This window comes from Priestia megaterium NBRC 15308 = ATCC 14581 (assembly GCF_000832985.1).
GTDB classification, from domain to species: Bacteria; Bacillota; Bacilli; order Bacillales; family Bacillaceae_H; genus Priestia; species Priestia megaterium.
The window spans coordinates 2,846,090-2,865,623 of the sequence record NZ_CP009920.1; the positions used below are offsets into that span (position 1 = coordinate 2,846,090).

Here is a 19,534-nt window from a genome sequence, read left to right on the forward strand (position 1 = left end):
TGTCAGGGCTTTTTTCTATTTATGCAATTTCATTTGTTTGAAATGCGTTAGAATCAAGATCAAACAGTTCCGGATGCTGTGCTAAGTAATTAATTTCTTTAATACGATGAGCGAGAGGGGGATGAGTTGAAGTAGCTTGAGTCAACCACATAAAAAAACCTTTTTCCTGTGAGTGCGTATGAACAAATTCCTTCTGATTTACTTTTTTATTTAGACAATGGCCAACCGCAAGTATAGTGAGTGCTTGAGTGGCAGCTTTTGCATCACCAATCGCAACGGAAGCTATGCGATCACACGTATATTCACAGGCCCTAGAGTAAGCTTTTCCTAAAAAAGGAACCCAAAGAGCAGGTAGAATAAGTGAGTGGTAGAGTGTATGCTTACGTTTGATATGAACTAATTCGTGGGCAATAATAAAAGAAAGTTCTTTTTCTTGATTATCTTCAATCATTTCAACAATGTCGGAGTATAAAACAACAAAGTGACGTCCAAAAAAACGTGTAGCAAACGCGTTTAACAAGCCGCCTGATTGAACAATATAAATATCGGGCAGCTCTAAATCCAGCTCTGAAGATAGATGTTTTGCCTGATGATAAGTGTGCGGGAACTGCTTCTCTGTCAATCTAACTCCATTATTGCGAATTTGAGCAATAGAGAAACCGTGGAGTATAAATGTAATTAAAAAACCGATTACAAGATAAATAATACCAACGAATGAAATAATTAAAAAGAAATAGGTTAATAAGCTAATAACCATACACAGAATGAAAAAAATCTTTTCATTTTCATGAATAAGCTTTGCGTTCAATAATGGAGCCCCCTAAAATATAGTAGTACAGTACATAACGTAGTGTAACGCATCCACTTATGAATATCTACCTCTTAGTGGAATATTTGGTTAATAATAGATGATGAGAATATTAGTTATGGACGCTAGCATGAAGTAAGAAAAAGAGGTTGAAACATAACTACAGGAATCAAATTTAAAGACAAGCAATCTGGATTGCTTGCTCGACCGCTGTTGCTTGCCGTGCAAGACTTCGCTTTCCGCGGGCGGCCGATGAGCCCGCAGGAGTCTTCGCCTTGTCCTCCAACCAACAGCTAGAAGCACCTGCGTTCACCATGATTATAAAAAACACGAACTATTTATCCGTTTATGATAGATAGTTCGTGTTGCAATTTAATGAAACTACTTTTGTCCCAGCCTGTTTTTCCTTTACACTTTTTTTATAAACGACTTCAGGAATCTTGAAGGATAAGCGGTTTTACCTCTTCTAGTTTGCGGAACAGATAAGTAAAGTGAATTCTGTGCACGCGTCATGGCTACATATAAAAGGCGGCGTTCTTCTTGAAGCGGCACATCATCTCCGCCTCGATAAGCTTCGAGTGCATAATCATGAGGCAATCCGCCATCTACGCTGCTCAGTACGTATACATGCTTATATTCAAGACCCTTTGCTCGATGAATTGTGGTTAGCTGAATACTTTCATTAAATTGCTTGCTTAAAGCTTTCATCTCTGTGTTCATGGCAATCATATGATCCACATGCTCTAACAGTTCAGGTACGGTTTTAAATTTACGTGCTACAACTTTTAAATCCCGCACGTCATCCGAACCTTTTTCCATCATATTTCCTTCATTTCCGCGTTTTTTGACAAAATCGTCGAATCCCATATCTTTAGAAATCGTCTCAAGTGCCAAAGAAGGAGACATTGATTTTAGCGACTTGAATAAAGGAATTACTTTCTTGAGCTTTTTTTGCTGAAATGGTTTTAAATCTTGAAGATATTCAAGCGCATCAATAAATGTACCATCATGAAGAATACTTGCTGCTTTTAAGTCGTTGACTGCTGTTTTCTTTAAAAAGAGTGCGTTTACTAAATCTTGCAGCGAACTTGCGTCATTTGGATTCACGCTCAAACGTAGAAATGAAAGTAAACTTCGAACCATTCGTCTTTTATAAAACGAATCTGCATCTTGTTCGATTGAAAATGGCAGGTTTGACTGCGATAAACGTTCAAAGATGGCGCGTGAAGAAGCGTGAGTTCGGTACAAGACCGCGAAGTCAGTTGGAGAAGCTCCTTGCTTAATCTTTTCTTTCATATCCGTTACAATCATTGTTGCTTCTTCTTCCTCGTCATATGGAAAGAAGAAGGTAGGTCGCAACTCATTATCAAACTGGGCAGCCATTTCTTTTTGTCGGCGCGCTGTATTTCGTGCAATGACTTTATTCGCGGAAGAAACGATGGCATGAGCTGAACGATAATTTTGGTTTAACGTAATAACAGTTGTATTAGCAAAATCTTTTTCAAAGTTTAAAATGAACGAAGGGTCGCTTCCGCGGAAAGCGTAAATTGATTGATCATCATCTCCTACGACACACAAGTTTTTAGAGCCTTCACTTAGCATTTTCATAATTTTATATTGAACTTTATTGATATCTTGAAATTCGTCAATTAAAAAATAGCGAAACCTTTTTTGATAACGAGTTAGTAAATCGGGATTTTGTTTTAGCATTTCATAACATCCATACAGCATGTCATCAAAATCGAATAGCTGTTTTTGCTTTTTGACTTCTTCATAACGACGATATAAAAAGTGCACATCTTGTTCCCATTTGTCCTTTGGGCGAACATCTTTCACGCCAACAAGCGTGTTTTTCCAATAGCCGATTTGCTGAAGGGCCTGATCAAAGGGAAAATCTTTTTCATCCACGTGGAGCTCTCTTGCTGCTTCTTTCACAATCTGTTCTTTTTGCCAATCCCATTTTAGCAGGCGGTCCATTTGCCACGCTTGAGGATTATGATGAACAATCATACGTAAGAAAATGCTGTGAAAAGTTCCAACTAGCATTTGACGAAGATGTAAGCCGGACATCTTTGGGTATGTAGCCAATCGTTCTTTCATTTCTTTAGCTGATTTAGCCGTGAAAGTCACCAGCATAATGGATTTTGGATCAATTTGTTTTTCTTGTATCATATATGCGGTGCGAGCTGTTAATACACGCGTTTTTCCGCTGCCTGCACCGGCTAGAATAAGGAGCGGTCCTTCTGAATGTGTAACAGCTTTCCATTGGTTCGAATCTAATTCAATACCGCTCTCTTTAAATTCATTTAAATAAGGAGAGTCAGAGTGTTTAGGAACAGCTGGTTTTAAGCGAAAAGCAGGAACACTTGAAAAAGGTGCGGAAGACCTCCATGTCGCTTTCTCTTTTACAGTTGAACTTTTCTCACCAATAGCTCGTCCTTTAGGAATACGAAATCCATTGGTTTCTCTGTATTCAGCCGGAGTTTCTTTTATTTGTTGCACAGCTATTGTTTCTGATAGTATGTCTGAACACTCTTCTCTTTCATGGGGAACTTGAGCATGATAAAAGTAAGGAGAATGCTCAATCCCCAGATATAATTTAACTGGTTCTCCGCAGTGAGCACACGTTATTTCTCCTCGGAGACTAGCTTCATATAAATATTGAAATCGGTCTCTAGCCGTTATAGCAAGATTAAGTATCTGATTTTGATAAAGTGCACGTTGCAAAAAACATGGCCTCCTTTTTAAAACATGAATAATCAATAGTAAATAAGAGGGAGTTAAAGCAAGAAGCCGCTCTCGTTCTACATCGATATAGATGTGTGTATACGCACAGTTTTTGTTTTATAGTCAAAGTCTATCATATCAAAATCACCTTTTTTTAAAAAGAGCACGGATATTTTTGGAGGGATAGGATGTAAAAAAGGGTATATATTGAATAAGACATCACATATGTTCAAAAAAGGCGGTATAGATACAAGGTGCCATCTGTTTTGAACAAGTCTAAAGTAGAGGATTTAAGTAAGCTGTTTCAATGTCGATACTTCTTGAGAAAAATACTGAGGTCTGGGAGTAGAAGGTATCTTGAAAAAGAGGAGGGTTCATATGGGATATATACTGCCCGTCACGCCTTATCAATCTATTCAATATGCAAATCGCCTTCAAAAAAATAATGCTTCTTTTTCAAATCGTATTTGGTCTATTGAGAAAAAAAGCTTTGACGAAGAGTTTGATTCGCGTTCTCACTTACTGGAATTGACGCCAAGTTCAGTACAAAAGCGAAAAAAGCTTCAAGCAGCAGAGCGTGTATACAGCAAGCTAACAAATAAGGGCCTAGTGATTAATACACGTGTCTAATACAAAAAATCGTGAACGCAGCAGAATGAATGCGCTCACGATTTTTTAACAAAGTAATGAACAAGTAAAAAACATCTTAGTAAGATTCAATAAAAAGAGTACTGCCCTGCTGCCATTCAGCATAAAGCACCTGTTTATAATCGGTAAATCCCTGTTTTTTCAACTGTGTCTTTAACCAGTCTTCATCAAAGCCTGACTGAAGCAAGTTTTTCAAAAGCAAACGTCCATCACTGACGAAGGCGATAGATAAAACGGGTTCAGAAGGAGGCAGCTGTAGATCGCTTCTTGTCGGCTTAGCATAATCAGATTTTGGCAATACGCTTAGTGATCCATCTGTTTCTAAAATCGCATATTCAACTTCCCGAATGGAAAATATGTCTTTTGAACGAAGCATATGAAGAAGCTGATCGATATCCAATCGATTTTTGCTAAGTTCTTTGTACGAAATTTTCCCTTTTCGAATAATAATAGAGGGCCGTCCTTCTAAAAACAAACGCAGGCGAATATTTTTTTGAGTAATAACTTCGGTGACATAAATAAGCGCTCCCCAAAAGATAACAGCAAATAAAATTTTGCCTATTCCTACTTCTGAGTCATATAGCGCATTTCCTACTAACTCTCCTAATACAAGAGCAGAGATAAAATCAAAAGTGGTAAGCTGAGTGATCGTCGCTCTGCCTAAAAATTTAGTTAAAATAAACAGGCAGATAAATCCGATAAAGAGTTCTAATGCAATTCCGATAAGTTCATCCATATTTTCACCTAATTCACATGATTAGGTATTAGTATAAGCAAAGCAAAGGTTCTTATCCTTTAAAAAAGCAAAAACACCAGGTTCAATTCCTAGTGTTTTTTACTTAGTTTCTTTACCATCTCTACATGTGGAATTCCAGCATCCATAAATTCACCTGAAACCGTTACGTAGCCTAGCTTTTTATAAAATCCTTCCGCATGCGTTTGAGCATGCAGCTTAATCTTTTCAATCTCATGCTCTGCTGCGAGCTCTTCTAACTTATCCATCAAAAGCTTTCCTACACCGTCTTTTCGATAAGAAGAAAGAACGCAGATTCGTTCTGCTTTTCCATAGTCCTCTACAATACGGAAGCGTCCTGCCCCAATTGGTGCAGTTCCTTTGTATACAACTAAATGCAGGGCTTCGGAATCGTATTCATCGATTTCTTGCTCCACATCAACCTGCTGTTCTTCTACAAATACTTTTTGACGTACGAAGTAAGCATCAGAGTGATCTTGTTTGTTCGTTAGTACTTTGATGTTCACGTATCTTATCCCTTTCCAAGACGAAATGTTTCAAACACAGTCCATGTTTCATTTTCAAGCTGGTACATTAAGTGAAAGCGATCCACTGTTTCTTCATGAGCGACATCTACAAGCTTCAACTGGCTATACACATCTAAGTGCTCATCATCTGAAAGGCGTTGACCAATTGTAATATGGGGAATAAATGAATATTCAGTTGGCTGTTCGAGATTGCCTTCATGAAGTTTATTGTAAAGTGACGTCAGTTCTTGCTTTTGTTCCACTTTTAAGTAAATAACGTTATTAGCTGGTGAAAATGAGCTTACTTTCGTTACATTTAATGTAAATGGATTTGTTTCTTCGGCAATTTTACGCAAGTTAGCCGCAATTTCATCAATTTGGTCTTCTGTAGCTTCAAAGACTTCTTTTAATGTAAGATGAGGCGGAATTAATGAATAGTGAGAATCATAGCGCTTTCGATAAGAATTCGCTACATCTTGCAATTTTTTAGATGGAAAAAGTACAACGCCAAATTTCATAAAAAATCCCTCCAAAGTAAGATCATAAAATATGTATAAAGCGAGCTTATTATAACAAATTTTCAAAAAATATGATATCTTTCTACTTCAACATATATTGAAGCGACCGCTTTACATCTTTTTGCCAGTATTTCCACGTATGATTTCCATTAAATTCTTCGTAGAAAACAGAATATCCACGCTGCTTCATTTGTTCGTGCAACAGGCGGTTAGGTTCAATAAAATTCAATATACCATCTTGTGTTGTTTTGACAGCCGTTTCTTCAGTTCCAATAACATGATACAAATCCAGAAGTGAAGGAGAAGCAAATGAGTTGACCGTTTGTAATACAGCATCGTTCACGAAAGGAGAATGCATAATTACTTTCCCGAACGTGTGAGGATACGCAATGGCCGTCAGCAGTGAAACTGTAGCAGCAAGCGAATCACCAATTAGAACACGTGATTTTCCCATTTGATATGTAGGATATGTTTTATCCAAAAATGGCACAAGTTCATGTGCTAAAAAGCGAATGTAAGCATCTACTTGATTTCCTTCTGGATGATACTTATCGCGTCTGTCTTCCACGCTTTTATATGGAATTCCAACAAAAATAGTACGATCGATTTCCGACTCGTTCATTAAATCATCAATTAAACGAGGTGTCCGTCCGTACATAACATAATCTTTTCCGTCTTGGGCAATAAGTAAGGAATACTTATAGAGCGTAGAATAGTTTGACGGCAAATAGACTAGTAACGTGACATCTTCTTGCAGTGCGTCACTATAAAAAGAAATTTCTTCTAACTTCCGCTTACTTTCTGACATGAATAATCGACTCCTATGCATTTGAATGAAAGCGTTACCTTTATTGTAACACATTTTCTAATAACCGTTCTTTATTTTATTGTAACGAATTTTTTAGCGAATGACGAGAAAGAGGCATGCGTTGCTAAAAAAGAGGCTGGGACATAACGAAATGAATTTCATCCAAACACGAATAATCTGGATATAGAATCTGGCCAGCTTGCTCGACCGCAGTTGATTTCCGTGCAAGACTCCGCTTTCCGCGGGCGGCCCGTGAGCCTCCTCGTCGCTTGCGCTCCTGCGGGGTCTCACCTGTTCCGCTGTTTCCACAGGAGTCTTCGCCTTGCTCTCCAATCAACTGCTAGAAGGAACGAAAGAGATAAAATCTGCGTCTACTTTAACAAAAAAACGAATCATTAATCAAACAGTTTGATTAATGATTCGTTTTTTACTTCGGCTACACTACTTTTTTCCAAGCCTCTTTTCGTTAATCTAATTTCTTCATCTTTTTAAACATATTTTTTTCTGCTTGAGTGGCTTTTTCTAGCGGCTTCTTCGTATATTCTTCTTCTTTTTCATCAATCGAAACCAATTGTGTATCATTTTTTACATAACTTCGGATATTGCGAGCACCGAAATAGCCGTTTACATCTTCTAAAATAGGCTTGTTTTCTTTTTGATCATAAAGAGTATATGAATTCTCTTCCTTAACGATAGCGTAGTGATTCCCTGCTAGAAGAGCTACGGCTTCTTTTTCGCTTTTTCCAAAAGTAGACATGAGAAACAGAACGATTAAGACGATAAAGAAAAGGGCTGTTGCGCCAATGAAAAATAATAATAAGCCTCTGCTAAATTTACTTTGTTTTTCTTCCACAGTAGACAAACCTCCTGATTAGATAATTTTATTATAGCAAGTAAATGTAATGAGCGCCTAAAGAGATATGTGACGAGTTTATGAATTCAGGTGGATGAAACAAAAAAGGTTTTTAGCGCCTCTCATCGAATTTAATATAAAGAGAGACAACAACTTGAAAAGGAGAGAGAGACATGACAGCGAAAAAAATCCCAACGAGCAAAGAAGTAGCAAAGGCAACATTTGATTTGCTAGAAGAGCGTGGCGTAACAGTTTTAGATATTGCTGAAATTGTGTATGATTTACAGCTTCCTTATCACCCAGCTCTAACCATTCAGGAATGCGCTGAGAGCGTAGAGAGAGTACTGCAAAAGAGAGAAATTCAGCATGCGCTTCTAGTTGGAATCGAACTCGATAAGTTAGCAGAGCAAAATAAATTATCAGAACCTCTTCAAAGTATTGTAGAACAAGACGAAGGGTTGTTTGGTGTTGACGAAACGATTGCTTTAGGTGCCGTTTTAACCTATGGCAGTATCGCTGTTACGACCTTTGGCTATTTAGATAAAGTAAAAGTAGGCATTATTGAAAAGCTGGACTGTAAAAAAGAAAAAGGAGTTAATACCTTTTTAGATGATTTAGTAGCGAGCGTGGCTTCTAGTGCGGCAAGTCGTTTAGCTCACCGTCAGCGTGATGAACAAGAACAGCTGCAAGAAGGCAATCCGGCTACGTAATAAATTTCTTTTAGTATGTATATAAGCTGCGTAAATTAACACGCCGAATGATTTAGTCTTTTATTTAAATAACGGAGACTAGGCACGTATCACCTGCGTGTCTAGTCTCCGTTAATGGAACGATTTATGGCTGTAGTGAAGTAGTCATAAGGTAGCTTAAGTTTTTCAGCCCAAGACTTTCATAAAAAGCACGTGCTTTCTCGTTAAATGCCCATACGGTAAGCTGGAGGTCACTTGCTCCTTTTTGTACAGCCCACTGTTTCGTAGCAGAAAAAAGACTTTTTCCTACGCCATAATTTTGAAAGCCTTTCTTAACGCCAAAATATTGGATGTACGCTGTGTAGGAAAGAGGAGCTAATGTAGTGGGAGGGTTATATTTTAATTCAACAACAGACGCCCCAATAATTTGATTTCGATATTGAGCTACAAGAATATCAATAGTTGCATAATAAAGAGTAGCTTGATATTGTTCCGGAGATAAAACAGCCATCTGATTATCAAACATAGAAGGAAGCGCATTTGCGTGGAGTTCTAGTGATTCCCCTAATATTTTATTTACTTCTGTATAATCATCGAGTTTTGCAGTGCGATAGATAATCTCCATACACACTTCACCTACTTTTTAAAAGTTGTGCTTTATCATATGTAGCAGCTTAAAAAATGTTAAATGAGAATTAAAACTTGAAAATTTTAAGGGAAGAACTGCACTAAACAGAGCATATATTCTATGCTCTGTTTGATGTTATAGTTGAAGAATATATAAGAGCGAAACGTTAAATTCTAGTTTCAGCAATGGCATCGCGTACTTTTTCAAGCGAGTGTTTAGAGGCATCTTTATTCGCAATCATTACATTAACGTACAAAGCATCAATGAGGCTTAGCTGTCCAATTCTTGAGGCAAGAGCTTCAGATCGATATTCTGTTTCTTCTGAACTCGTATAAAGAGAAACATCGACATTTTGGCTTAATGGAGATTTTGGAAAACCCGTAATACCGATCGTTTTGGCACCGTTCGCTTTTGCTGTATTTAAAATGTTCATCGTGTCTTTATTTGTTCCAGAATGAGAAATCACTACCGCTACATCCTGTTTTGTTAATTGAGAAGCGGACATAAGCTGGAAGTGGGAATCAATAAATGCAAACGTTTTAATTCCTGTTCGAACAAATTTATGAAAAGCATCCATAGCCACTACGGAAGACCCGCCCGTGCCATAAAACTGAACTTTATCCGCCTTCATAAGAAGTTTGACGGCTTTTTCAATAGCGTTGCTTTCTAGTATTTGTAATGTATTTTCAAGCGTTCGCACATTGGAGCGAAAGATTTTTTCAGCAATCGTTTTTTCATTATCCGTTTCAGCAATTTCCTCGTGAATCTGCTGAATAGGTGTCATAATTTCAGCAGCCAGCGCTATTTTCATCGCTTGATAGCCCTTGAAGCCAATTCGTTTACAAAAGCGAAAGACTGTTGCATCAGCTACATTTAAATCGTCTGCCACTTCGTTAATGGTACTGTGAATAATTTGTTCCGGCTGTTCTAAAATATAATTTGCTATTTTTTTCTCTTTTTCACTGAATCTAGCATAGTGAGAACGAATTTTTCCTAAGCAATTTTGCGTCATAACTGATGTTCCTTTCCACGAATTTAGTAGTAAAAAGAGTATAGCACAAAAATATGAGTGAAAAAAATTTTCTTGTAAACGATTGCAAAATGAAAAATAATTCGTATAATGGAGGTAATGTGAAATTTTTTTTCAAAGGGAGTTTGTAAAATGAAAATTGGATTAATCGGTTTAGGAAAAATGGGATATAATTTATCATTAAATTTAATGGACAACCATCATGAAGTAGTAGCTTATGATGTAAATAAAGAAGCGGTAGAAAAACTTGCAAATGAAGGAGCAACTGGCGCCTTTACTGTTGAAGAGTTAGTTAATGAACTTCCTCATTCACCTAAAGTTGTATGGATTATGGTTCCGGCTGGAGAAGTAACGGAAAATGTTATTACAGAACTAAAAGAACTTCTGTCAGAAGGAGATATTATAATAGATGGAGGAAACTCTAATTATAAAGAATCTGTTCGACGTGCTCAGGATCTTCAGGAAAAAGGTATTTACTTCTTTGATGTAGGGACAAGCGGCGGAATGGAAGGCGCAAGAAACGGAGCGTGTACAATGATTGGCGGAGATGCGGAAGTATTCCGTACAATTGAACCGGTTTTTAATGATATTTGCGTAGAAAATGGATTTATGTACGCAGGTAAAAGCGGAAGCGGTCACTTTTTAAAAATGGTTCACAATGGTGTAGAATATGGAATGATGCAATCCATTGCTGAAGGATTTGAAGTTCTGGAAAAAAGTCAGTTTGATTTCGACTATGAAGCCGTAGCACGCGTTTGGAATAACGGATCTGTTGTTCGTTCTTGGTTGATGGAACTAACGGAAAATGCGTTTTCAAAAGATCCTAAATTAGACAGTATTAAAGGAGTCATGCAGTCTTCTGGAGAAGGGAAATGGACCGTAGAGACTGCTCTTGATCTTCAAACGGCAACTCCTGTTATTGCTTTATCGCTAATGATGCGCTATCGTTCATTAGAGGAAGATACATTTACAGGAAAAGTTGTAGCAGCACTTCGAAACGAATTCGGCGGCCACGGTGTTGTAAATAAGTAAAGTAGTAAAATAGGGGGACAGCAGCATGAGCAAAAAATATGCAATAGGTGTAGATATCGGAACAACGAGTACAAAGTCTGTATTGTTTTCAGTAGACGGTACAGTCATTGCAAATCATGGGATTGAGTATCCATTATACTCGCCGACGCCCGCGATGGCTGAGCAAGATCCTGAAGAAATTTTTCAAGCAGTTGTACGTACAATTCAAACGGTTGTAAAAACGAGCGATGTAAAACCTGATGATATTTTATGCGTTTCATTCAGCTCAGCTATGCACAGTGTTATTGCCGTTGATCAGCAGGGAAAACCGCTGACAAAATGTATCACGTGGGCGGATAATAGAAGTGCAGAATGGACGGAAAAAATTAAAAATGAATACAATGGCCATGAGATTTATTTACGTACGGGTACGCCTATTCATCCAATGTCGCCGCTTTCCAAGCTAACATGGCTTTCTAATGAACAGCCTGAATTAGTGAAGGGAACACATAAGTTTATTTCGATTAAAGAATATGTATTCTTTAAGTTGTTTAACGAATATGTTATCGACTATTCGATTGCATCAGCAACGGGTTTGTTTAATCTAAAAAATCTTGCGTGGGATGAAGAAGCACTTAAAGTAGCAGGTGTTACAACTGATCAGTTATCCACTCCTGTTTCAACAATGCATCAGTTAAAAGGGTTAAACCCAGCGCTTGCAGTTGACATGCATTTACTTCCAAATACGCCCTTTATTGTAGGTGCAAGTGACGGCGTATTATCAAATTTAGGCGTAAATGCAATTGAACCAGGCGTTGTGGCTGTGACAATCGGGACAAGCGGAGCTATTCGAGCAGTGACTGACAAGCCAGTAGTCGATCCCAAAGGTCGTATTTTCTGTTATGCGTTGACAGAAGACCACTGGGTAATTGGCGGCCCTGTGAATAACGGCGGTATGATTTTCAGATGGGCTCGCGATCAGTTTGGAGCGTCGGAAGTAGAAACAGCTAAACGCCTTGGAAAAGATCCGTATGAAGTATTAACGGATATTGCAGCTTTAGTGAAACCGGGAGCGGACGGCTTATTGTTTCACCCATACCTTTCAGGAGAGCGTGCGCCGCTTTGGGATGCAAATGCTAAAGGTTCATTCTTTGGCCTAGGTTTGCATCATAAAAAAGAACATATGATTCGTGCTGTATTAGAAGGAGTTATCTTTAACTTGTATACGGTATTATTGGCACTTGAAGAGTTAATTGGAGAGCCTACAAAAATTCAGGCAACGGGCGGATTTGCACGTTCCGCACTTTGGCGTCAAATGATGGCAGATATTTTTAACCAAGAAGTATCCGTGCCGGAAAGTTTTGAAAGTTCATGTCTAGGAGCAGTTATCCTTGGCTTATATAGCCTTGGCGAAGTTGACTCATTAAACGTTGTTTCTGATATGGTTGGAGCGACTAATCATCATTATCCAATCAAAGAAAACAGTGAAGTATATAAAGAGTTAACGGCTATCTATATTCGTTTGGCTCGCTTATTTAAAGAAGAATACGAAAGCATTACGGCTTTTCAAAAAAAATATGTACATTAAGTTCAAAAATCATCGCTTGAAGTTTTCAAGCGATGATTTTTTGCGTGTTAGGTTATCTAACAACCAAAAGAGTTGACACTACACAATATATAAAAGTTCCCTCAAATAATGTTACAATTTGTCCAGTGTATCCCCGTTTCTCATTAAATATAATAAGGAATAACGTTAGTATTTATCACATACTAGAAGGAATCGTCACAAACGCCTCTATATTTCAGAAAATTCAAATAAAATTTGTTTTTTGAAATGAACTTATTTTATGAAAAGGGGTTTTATGGATGAAAACACAAATTGAGCAAGATGGAATTGTAACGCTCACAGATGAGACGCACAATCAGCTGAGCGGCAGTGACCTTTGGAATGAGGATTTACGTCCGACTACGATGAAAGAGCATTCTTGGAAAGGAGTTAACTTTGCCACGCTTTGGATTGGGATGTGTCTGTGTATTCCAGCTTACACAATGGCGAGTGGAATGATGACGCTTGGAATGAACTGGTGGCAAGCAATTGGTACAATCTTTTTAGGAAATGTTATTGTTCTTATTCCTATTTTGCTTAATTCTCACGCTGGAACCAAGTTTGGTATTCCTTATCCAGTATTTGCCCGCCTGTGGTTTGGAGATAAAGGAGCACATATCCCAGCACTGGCTAGGGCCATCGTGGCTGCTGGGTGGTTTGGAATTAATACGTGGATTGGAACGGAAGCAATTGATACACTGCTAAGCGCTTCGTTTTCATCTTGGAACGGCTTAGCTGGTCATACAGCCATTGTATTTGCTCTTTTTTGGCTTTTAAATGTAGGAGTGGCATATAAAGGACCGCAAGCGATTAAAGTATTAGGAGCGATTGCTGCTCCGGTTATTGGTATTTCAGCTATTATTCTTTTTATCTGGGCTTATACAAACTCCGGAGGGTGGGGCCCGATTTTATCTACGCCTTCTAAATTTACATCAACCAGAGAATTTCTAGCTGTATTTTTCCCTGCTTTAACCGGAGTCATTGCATTTTGGGCGACGCTCGCTTTGAACATTCCTGATTTTTGTCGATATGCTAGAAGTCAAAAATCTCAAATGGTTGCGCAAACCTTCTCTTTGCCATTGACGATGAGTATTTTTTCATTTATTGGAATTGCTGTTACCTCAGCAACAATCGTTATATTTGGAGAAGCTATTTGGGATCCAGTGGCCTTGGTAGCTAAATTCCCTCCTTTTATCATTTTCTTAGGAACAATCGTTATCGTGCTTTCTTCTTTAACGATTAATGTGGGAGCAAATATCGTCGCACCAGCTCGTGCAATTGAGAATCTGAATCCAAAGAAAATCACGTTTGCGATGGGGGCGCTAGTGACCGGTATTTTTGCTATTTTACTTCAGCCATGGTACATCATGTCTAATTTCGGGAACTATATTTTCGGCTGGCTTGGAACATACGGAGCGCTGCTTGGCCCTATAGACGGCATCGCCATTGCTGACTACTGGCTTGTAAGAAGGAGACAGATGGCATTAAAGGATTTATATGAGGTAAACGGTCGCTACAGTTATTCAACAGGTTTTAATAAAAACGGTATTTATGCATTAGTAATTGGCGTGGCCATACCCGTTTTAGGCTTACTGATTCCTGGACTGCGCTTTTTATGGGATAATGCCTGGACATTTGGTCTATTCATTTCTATCATCGCTTACACGTATCTCATGAGAGGAGATAAAAGTATATTAGCGCCGGGGGAATATGAAGAAATAACGTTAAAAACAAGCGAAAAAACGATTATCGACAGTCAAACGGCTGATCCAACCATCACCAAATAAACAAGAAGAATCCAATCATTAACATGATTGGATTTTTTTATGTGTTAAAACTGTATGGAAGAAAATTGATAAAATTTTTTTGAGTTTTTTTATTGATTTAAGAATTTTTTTTTCATATAATTTAAGTAATAAAAAAATGAAATCGTTTTCTGAAATAATTAATGTAAACGATTTCGATATTTGGAACTTATTTTTTAAAAAATTCACAGGGTGTAGAGCTTTTTTGTCACATGAAGAAAGCGTTTACTTAAAGGGAAGGTGGAAAGCAAGATGGATGCATACTTATTAGCTATTACAGTTGCCGCAATTGTTATTGTTATTGTAGGTGTTTCAGTTTTTAAATGGCATGCGTTTATTAGTTTAACGGTTGCGAGTTTGTTTTTAGCAATTGCTTCTGGATTATCAATGGATAAAATTGTTGGCGCTTACGAAACGGGAGTGGGCGGTGTTTTAGGCCACTTAGTAGGAATTTTAGCGCTGGGAACAATTTTAGGTAAGCTGATGGCCGATTCAGGTGCCGGCATGCAGGTAGCGGATTATTTCGTAAGAATATTCGGTGTGAAAAGACTGCCATGGGCGATGCTAGTAGCAGGTTTCATTATTGGTATTCCTGTTTTCTTCGAAGTAGGAATTTTAATCTTACTGCCTTTAGTTATTTCTATTCATAAAACAACAAAACAAAATATATTATTGATTGCTCTGCCAGTTATTGCAGGATTATCAATTGTTCATGGTCTCGTTCCTCCTCATCCAGGAGCGATGGCAGCTATTAGTATTTACGGAGCAAATACGGGGAAAGTACTTTTATATGCATTAATCATTTCAATTCCAGCTGCAGTTATCGCTGGACCAGTTTTTGCAAAGTGGGTTCACAAACGAGTGGTTCCAGAAGGAGAACCTGATCTAATTCGTATTACGACAACATCAAAAGATCTTCCTGGTACAGGCGTTTCATTTTTTGTCATTTTACTGCCCGTTCTATTAATGGTCTTAGCAGCTATAGCACCTGTTATTAACGGATTGCCAAACGGCGTAGTGAAGTTTGTAGAATTAATAGGAAGCCCATTAATTGCACTTTTAATTGCTTGTTTTGCAGCGTTTTACCTGCTTGGAAAACGTCAAGGTATGACAAAAGATGTGATTAAAAAACTAACGGAAGAATGTTTGCTTCCTGTAGGATCTATTGTCTTAATTATTGGTGCAGGGGGCGGCTTCAAACAAGTATTAATCGATAGCGGAGTAGGGACAACAATTGGTCAAATGTCTGAACATCTGTCACTGTCGCCGCTTGTACTTGCATTTTTAATTGCTGGGTTAATCCGTATCGCTACAGGTTCAGCAACAGTTGCATTAACAACAGCGGCGGGTATTGTCTCACCAATCATTGAGCACATGTCCGGTGTTAACTTAGAACTTCTTGTTATCGTTACTGGTGCGGGTTCACTAATGTTCTCTCACGTTAATGATGCTGGCTTCTGGATGGTGAAGGAGTATTTAGGATTAACAGTGAAAGAAACATTCAAAACATGGACCGTTTTGGAAACGCTTCTATCCTTTATTGCTTTTGCAGGAGCACTTATTCTAAATGCACTAATCTAAAAATAAGACTCTTTTACTCTATGTAAAAGAGTCTTATTTTTTTTATGAAAAAAAGAATTTACAAGAATAATAATCAAAATATTTTATTTATTCGTTAAATTATGGCAGAATAGAAATAGAAGAACAATAGCTTCTAAGAAGGGAATGACAGAGAGTGAGTAATCAACTAGTATTTTTCACAAACTTTTCAGAAGGAAAATTAGATTCAGACGTTTCTTGGTATTGTCCACCAGCTCAATTTCAAATTGATACGGAAACGAATCGATTAGTGATTAAAACAGATGCTAAAACAGATTTTTGGCAGCGTACTCATTATGGTTTTGAAGCGGACAATGGACACTTTCTTTACCGTGAAGTAGAAGGCGACTTTGAAATCATGACAAAGGTGCATACATATCCAGTTAATCGCTACGATCAAGCAGGTCTCATGATTCGTGTATCAAAAGATACGTGGATCAAAACGTCAGTTGAATACAATCCCGATGGTCCTAACCAATTAGGAGCAGTGGTAACCAACCAGGGCTTCTCAGATTGGTCCAGTCAAAATTTTACTCAAAACAAATCAGCGCTTTATTTTAAAATTCAGCGAAAAAACGATGATTACACCGTTTGTTATTCAAGTGATGGAGATTCGTGGACTCAGCTTCGACTCGCTTACTTATTGAACTCATCCAAAGAACCTGTTCAAGTTGGCATTTACGCTTGTAGTCCTCAAGGAGAAGGATATGAAGCCCAATTTGATTTTATAAAAGTAGAAAAAATTTAAATAAAAAACACGATTTAGTCACAGCTAAATCGTGTTTTTTATTTGGAAATCGCATTATCTAAAGGCTGTGTAACAGAAGCGGGTGTGGGTTGATTGTGTAAAGCAATTTTTTGTTTAAAGTAGCTGATAACAAACCCTGTAATTGCAATAGACATGACAGAGAAAATTCCTTTTGAAAATCCAATTGAATACATGCTCGACAGCACGACAAGGAAATCAAATGAAAAATTCACTTTTCCAGGATCCCAGCCGAATTTTCGCTGTGCGAATAGCGCTAGAATATTAGCACCGCCGAGAGAAGCTCCGTTCATAAATAAAATGGATAACCCAAGGCCTGCAATTAGTCCGCCAGTAACAGCACCCATAAGGCTGGGAAGTGTAAAGGAAGGAAGCAAGTGATCGAGTGAAGTGAGAAGTGATAGTAAAGACACTGATCCTATAGTTGTGGCGGTAAATTTCCATCCCATTTGAAAGAAGGAAAAGAGATAAAAAGGAATATTAATGAGAAAAAAGATCACCGCAAATGATAAAGGAAGAGCATATGACAAGCTGAGAGATAGACCAGCTGTTCCTCCCGTCACTACGTGAGAGTGTCGCAAGATAAGGACACCAATACTTGCAATTGTACATCCAAGAATAATCCATAAAACTTTTCGCATAAATAAACTCCTTTGTTTGTTTTTTTCTGAATTTTCATTTTCAATCATCTACTTTAATGATAGGATATTAAATAAAGAAAACACATGCATAAGTGAAGGAAATAATACTTGTTCTGTTATCAACTTGAATGAAGATTTTATTTATTATATTCATTTTGAAAGGAAAGGTTTGTATGGATCAAATCGATGTACAATTATTATCTATTTTGCAAAAAGATGGGCGTATGACGATTAGTGATTTATCAAAAAATCTGGCTCTTAGCCGTCCAAGCGTATCAGAAAGACTGCAGCGTCTGCAGGAACGAGGAGTGATCCAGCGTTTCAGCGCTACGGTGTCTCCGAAAGCTTTAGGAAGAGATACACAGCTATTTATTCAAGTAAGCGAATTAAAAAGAAAACCAGAGGAATTTGAAGACTTTATTGAGCAAAATGAAGATGTACTTGAATGTCATCGTGTAACGGGGCCGGTTTCTTATTTTATCAAAGCAGCGGTGTGTGGAATGGAAGGGCTTCGAATGCTGGTTGATGAACTGATTCCTTATGGAAACGTGAATACGTCGATTATTTTAAAGTCGCCTGTAGAAAACAGGATGATTACTCCTGTACAAAAACCGGCCCCATAAGAGGCCGGTTTTTTGTATAAGAACATATTAATAAAATCCTTTAATAATATAAAAATGATTTTGTAAAATATCAGGTGTTTCTTCTTCTGAAACGTTCCTTTTCGTCTTTTTTTCGCCATCTGTTACAGTTAGCGTTTCACCAGAGAGGGTAATGCGCCCTGTAGGGGTTGCGATCGTAACAAGACGTTTGTGTACAAACGGAGAATCGGCTGACGTTTGATTGAACTCACACATGGGAGTAAAGTCAGTCAGTTTCTTAGGAAGCGTAGACACACGGTACAGCGTTTTCCATACATCATCTTCCCATCGCTGTAAATCATACATATGCTCAGCAACGTTTGTCATACGATAAGAGCCGCTTACATCTCTTACTACTTCGCCATTTAAAGGCATTGGCTTGCGCACAGAATCTCCAAATCCAACGTCTACGATGTAAGACTGATTTTCAATCGTCACAAGGTTTGTAGCGTGACTTCCTTCAATGGTCCACGTGCCGTCGGGTTTTTTGACGGTAGCTGAAACGTAAGAGACTTCATATCCGCTTTCTTTTAACAGCCAGCCAAATAGACCGTTTAATTCGTAGCAAAATCCTCCGCGTAAATTTACAATTACTTTTTGAAAAATTCGTTCCAAATCAATTATAATAGGGGTTTTAGACAGAACATCTAAGTTCTCAAAAGGAACATGAAGCATGTGTTTGTTCTGTAAAGCAGCTAAGCTTTGATACGTTGGGCTATCCGGTTTCTTAGCTAAAAACCGGCTAAAATAATAATTAATATTCATCAAATGCACCTCTTAGTAAATCATTTCTCTCTGTCTTTAGCAGAACGTTCATGTAACAGCTCTTTTTCGATTGTCTCTTTGGAAGCGAATCCTTGAAATACACGGCTGCCAATTTTTAAAGTTGGTACTTTCGTTACATGAGCATTTTCATACGCATGAACTAAGCTATCTTTATGAACTTGTTCGAACGTCCGGTCTTTTAAGATACGTATAAATATTTCTTGATCTAAATGCAAGGAATCAGCGATTTCTGCTAAGACTTCAGTCTGGCTAATATCTTTTTCATCTTCCCAATAAGCTTTAAAAACAGCATCTACATAGGCACTTTCTTGACCATGTTTTTTAGCAAAATGAAAGCCTTCATGTGCTAAATGAGTGCGCGGGACTGGAGGACTCTCCGGCATATTTATTTCCACGTGCAGCTGTTGTGCTAAGGGAGCTATCGATTGATTCCAAGGTCTCTCTAAAAAATCTTTTATTTGCTCCATCTGCTGGGCTGGCTCAGGCCAAAGTTCAAAAGGCTTCCATTCAATCTCAGCTTTTTGTTCTTTCATGACTTCTCTCAAAGGCTTAGTGGCTAGAAAACATAGTGGACAGACAAAATCAAAATAAAATTCAATATGCGCTTTCATCCCGTCACGCTCCTTTATGGCATGTTTTTATTTTATCAAAAGTAAAGACGATCCTTCCAACTTGGGAACTGTGGAAAAATAGTTGACAAAATTGGATAA

The 19,534-nt window shown here is 38.0% G+C and carries 20 protein-coding genes; 8 read left to right on the forward strand and 12 right to left on the reverse strand.

The genetic code is table 11. The annotated features are described in order from the left end of the window. Window positions 1-19 precede the first annotated feature (19 nt). Window positions 20-808, reverse strand: a complete 789-nt coding sequence (locus BG04_RS15185) for a M48 family metallopeptidase (RefSeq protein WP_230586588.1) — start codon at window positions 806-808, stop codon at window positions 20-22. A gap of 408 nt (window positions 809-1,216) precedes the next feature. Continuing rightward, a complete protein-coding gene (locus BG04_RS15190) occupies window positions 1,217-3,535 on the reverse strand; it encodes an ATP-dependent helicase (protein WP_034654345.1) in 2,319 nt (772 codons plus the stop codon). A gap of 378 nt (window positions 3,536-3,913) precedes the next feature. Between BG04_RS15190 and BG04_RS15195 the strand changes: the two genes are divergently transcribed. After that, complete coding sequence (locus BG04_RS15195; protein ID WP_034654342.1) at window positions 3,914-4,165, forward strand: hypothetical protein; 252 nt, start codon at window positions 3,914-3,916, stop codon at window positions 4,163-4,165. A gap of 76 nt (window positions 4,166-4,241) precedes the next feature. Here the strand turns inward: BG04_RS15195 and BG04_RS15200 are convergent, their stop codons facing one another. The 5 genes from BG04_RS15200 to BG04_RS15220 form a co-directional block, all read right to left on the reverse strand. Then, window positions 4,242-4,919, reverse strand: a complete 678-nt coding sequence (locus BG04_RS15200; protein WP_034654339.1) for a DUF421 domain-containing protein — start codon at window positions 4,917-4,919, stop codon at window positions 4,242-4,244. An 89-nt stretch (window positions 4,920-5,008) separates the two neighbouring features. Then, on the reverse strand, window positions 5,009-5,443 hold the full coding sequence (locus BG04_RS15205) for a GNAT family N-acetyltransferase (RefSeq protein ID WP_034654337.1): 435 nt from the start codon (window positions 5,441-5,443) through the stop codon (window positions 5,009-5,011). A 5-nt stretch (window positions 5,444-5,448) separates the two neighbouring features. Next, a complete protein-coding gene (locus tag BG04_RS15210; RefSeq protein ID WP_013081786.1) occupies window positions 5,449-5,961 on the reverse strand; it encodes a YjcG family protein in 513 nt (170 codons plus the stop codon). Between the two features lie 82 nt (window positions 5,962-6,043). Further along, on the reverse strand, window positions 6,044-6,769 hold the full coding sequence (locus tag BG04_RS15215) for an alpha/beta hydrolase (protein ID WP_013055456.1): 726 nt from the start codon (window positions 6,767-6,769) through the stop codon (window positions 6,044-6,046). A gap of 466 nt (window positions 6,770-7,235) precedes the next feature. Next, window positions 7,236-7,622 carry a hypothetical protein gene (locus BG04_RS15220; protein ID WP_034654331.1) on the reverse strand — a complete coding sequence of 129 codons (387 nt, stop codon included), beginning with the start codon at window positions 7,620-7,622 and terminating at the stop codon, window positions 7,236-7,238. 173 nt (window positions 7,623-7,795) lie between these two features. On the opposite strand from BG04_RS15220, the gene BG04_RS15225 reads away from it, so the two are divergent. Then, a complete protein-coding gene (locus BG04_RS15225) occupies window positions 7,796-8,332 on the forward strand; it encodes a phosphatidylglycerophosphatase A family protein (protein ID WP_013055458.1) in 537 nt (178 codons plus the stop codon). A gap of 124 nt (window positions 8,333-8,456) precedes the next feature. Here the strand turns inward: BG04_RS15225 and BG04_RS15230 are convergent, their stop codons facing one another. Next, complete coding sequence (locus BG04_RS15230) at window positions 8,457-8,936, reverse strand: GNAT family N-acetyltransferase (RefSeq protein ID WP_013081789.1); 480 nt, start codon at window positions 8,934-8,936, stop codon at window positions 8,457-8,459. A 169-nt stretch (window positions 8,937-9,105) separates the two neighbouring features. Further along, window positions 9,106-9,951 carry a MurR/RpiR family transcriptional regulator gene (locus BG04_RS15235; RefSeq protein ID WP_013055460.1) on the reverse strand — a complete coding sequence of 282 codons (846 nt, stop codon included), beginning with the start codon at window positions 9,949-9,951 and terminating at the stop codon, window positions 9,106-9,108. A 150-nt stretch (window positions 9,952-10,101) separates the two neighbouring features. Between BG04_RS15235 and gnd the strand changes: the two genes are divergently transcribed. From gnd to BG04_RS15260, 5 genes are all read left to right on the forward strand, one after another. Beyond that, entirely contained in the window at window positions 10,102-11,001 is a 900-nt protein-coding gene (gene gnd, locus BG04_RS15240) for a phosphogluconate dehydrogenase (NAD(+)-dependent, decarboxylating) (protein WP_034654325.1), read from the forward strand. Window positions 11,002-11,026: 25 nt separating this feature from the next. Further along, window positions 11,027-12,568, forward strand: coding sequence for a gluconokinase (gene gntK / locus BG04_RS15245; RefSeq protein WP_013081791.1), 1,542 nt, complete (start codon window positions 11,027-11,029; stop codon window positions 12,566-12,568). 278 nt (window positions 12,569-12,846) lie between these two features. After that, on the forward strand, window positions 12,847-14,373 hold the full coding sequence (locus BG04_RS15250; RefSeq protein WP_034654321.1) for an NCS1 family nucleobase:cation symporter-1: 1,527 nt from the start codon (window positions 12,847-12,849) through the stop codon (window positions 14,371-14,373). Between the two features lie 270 nt (window positions 14,374-14,643). Beyond that, window positions 14,644-15,972 (forward strand): GntT/GntP/DsdX family permease, encoded by a 1,329-nt coding sequence (locus BG04_RS15255; protein WP_034654318.1) that lies wholly within the window; start codon window positions 14,644-14,646, stop codon window positions 15,970-15,972. A 154-nt stretch (window positions 15,973-16,126) separates the two neighbouring features. After that, a complete protein-coding gene (locus tag BG04_RS15260) occupies window positions 16,127-16,738 on the forward strand; it encodes a DUF1349 domain-containing protein (RefSeq protein WP_034654315.1) in 612 nt (203 codons plus the stop codon). A 38-nt stretch (window positions 16,739-16,776) separates the two neighbouring features. On the opposite strand, the gene BG04_RS15265 is transcribed toward BG04_RS15260, so the two are convergent. Beyond that, window positions 16,777-17,397, reverse strand: coding sequence for a YitT family protein (locus BG04_RS15265; protein WP_034654312.1), 621 nt, complete (start codon window positions 17,395-17,397; stop codon window positions 16,777-16,779). Between the two features lie 173 nt (window positions 17,398-17,570). Between BG04_RS15265 and BG04_RS15270 the strand changes: the two genes are divergently transcribed. Beyond that, entirely contained in the window at window positions 17,571-18,020 is a 450-nt protein-coding gene (locus tag BG04_RS15270) for an Lrp/AsnC family transcriptional regulator (protein ID WP_013081796.1), read from the forward strand. 27 nt (window positions 18,021-18,047) lie between these two features. On the opposite strand, the gene BG04_RS15275 is transcribed toward BG04_RS15270, so the two are convergent. Then, window positions 18,048-18,803, reverse strand: a complete 756-nt coding sequence (locus BG04_RS15275) for an arylamine N-acetyltransferase family protein (RefSeq protein WP_034654307.1) — start codon at window positions 18,801-18,803, stop codon at window positions 18,048-18,050. A gap of 20 nt (window positions 18,804-18,823) precedes the next feature. Beyond that, window positions 18,824-19,435 (reverse strand): DsbA family oxidoreductase, encoded by a 612-nt coding sequence (locus BG04_RS15280; RefSeq protein WP_034654304.1) that lies wholly within the window; start codon window positions 19,433-19,435, stop codon window positions 18,824-18,826. Window positions 19,436-19,534: the final 99 nt, after the last annotated feature.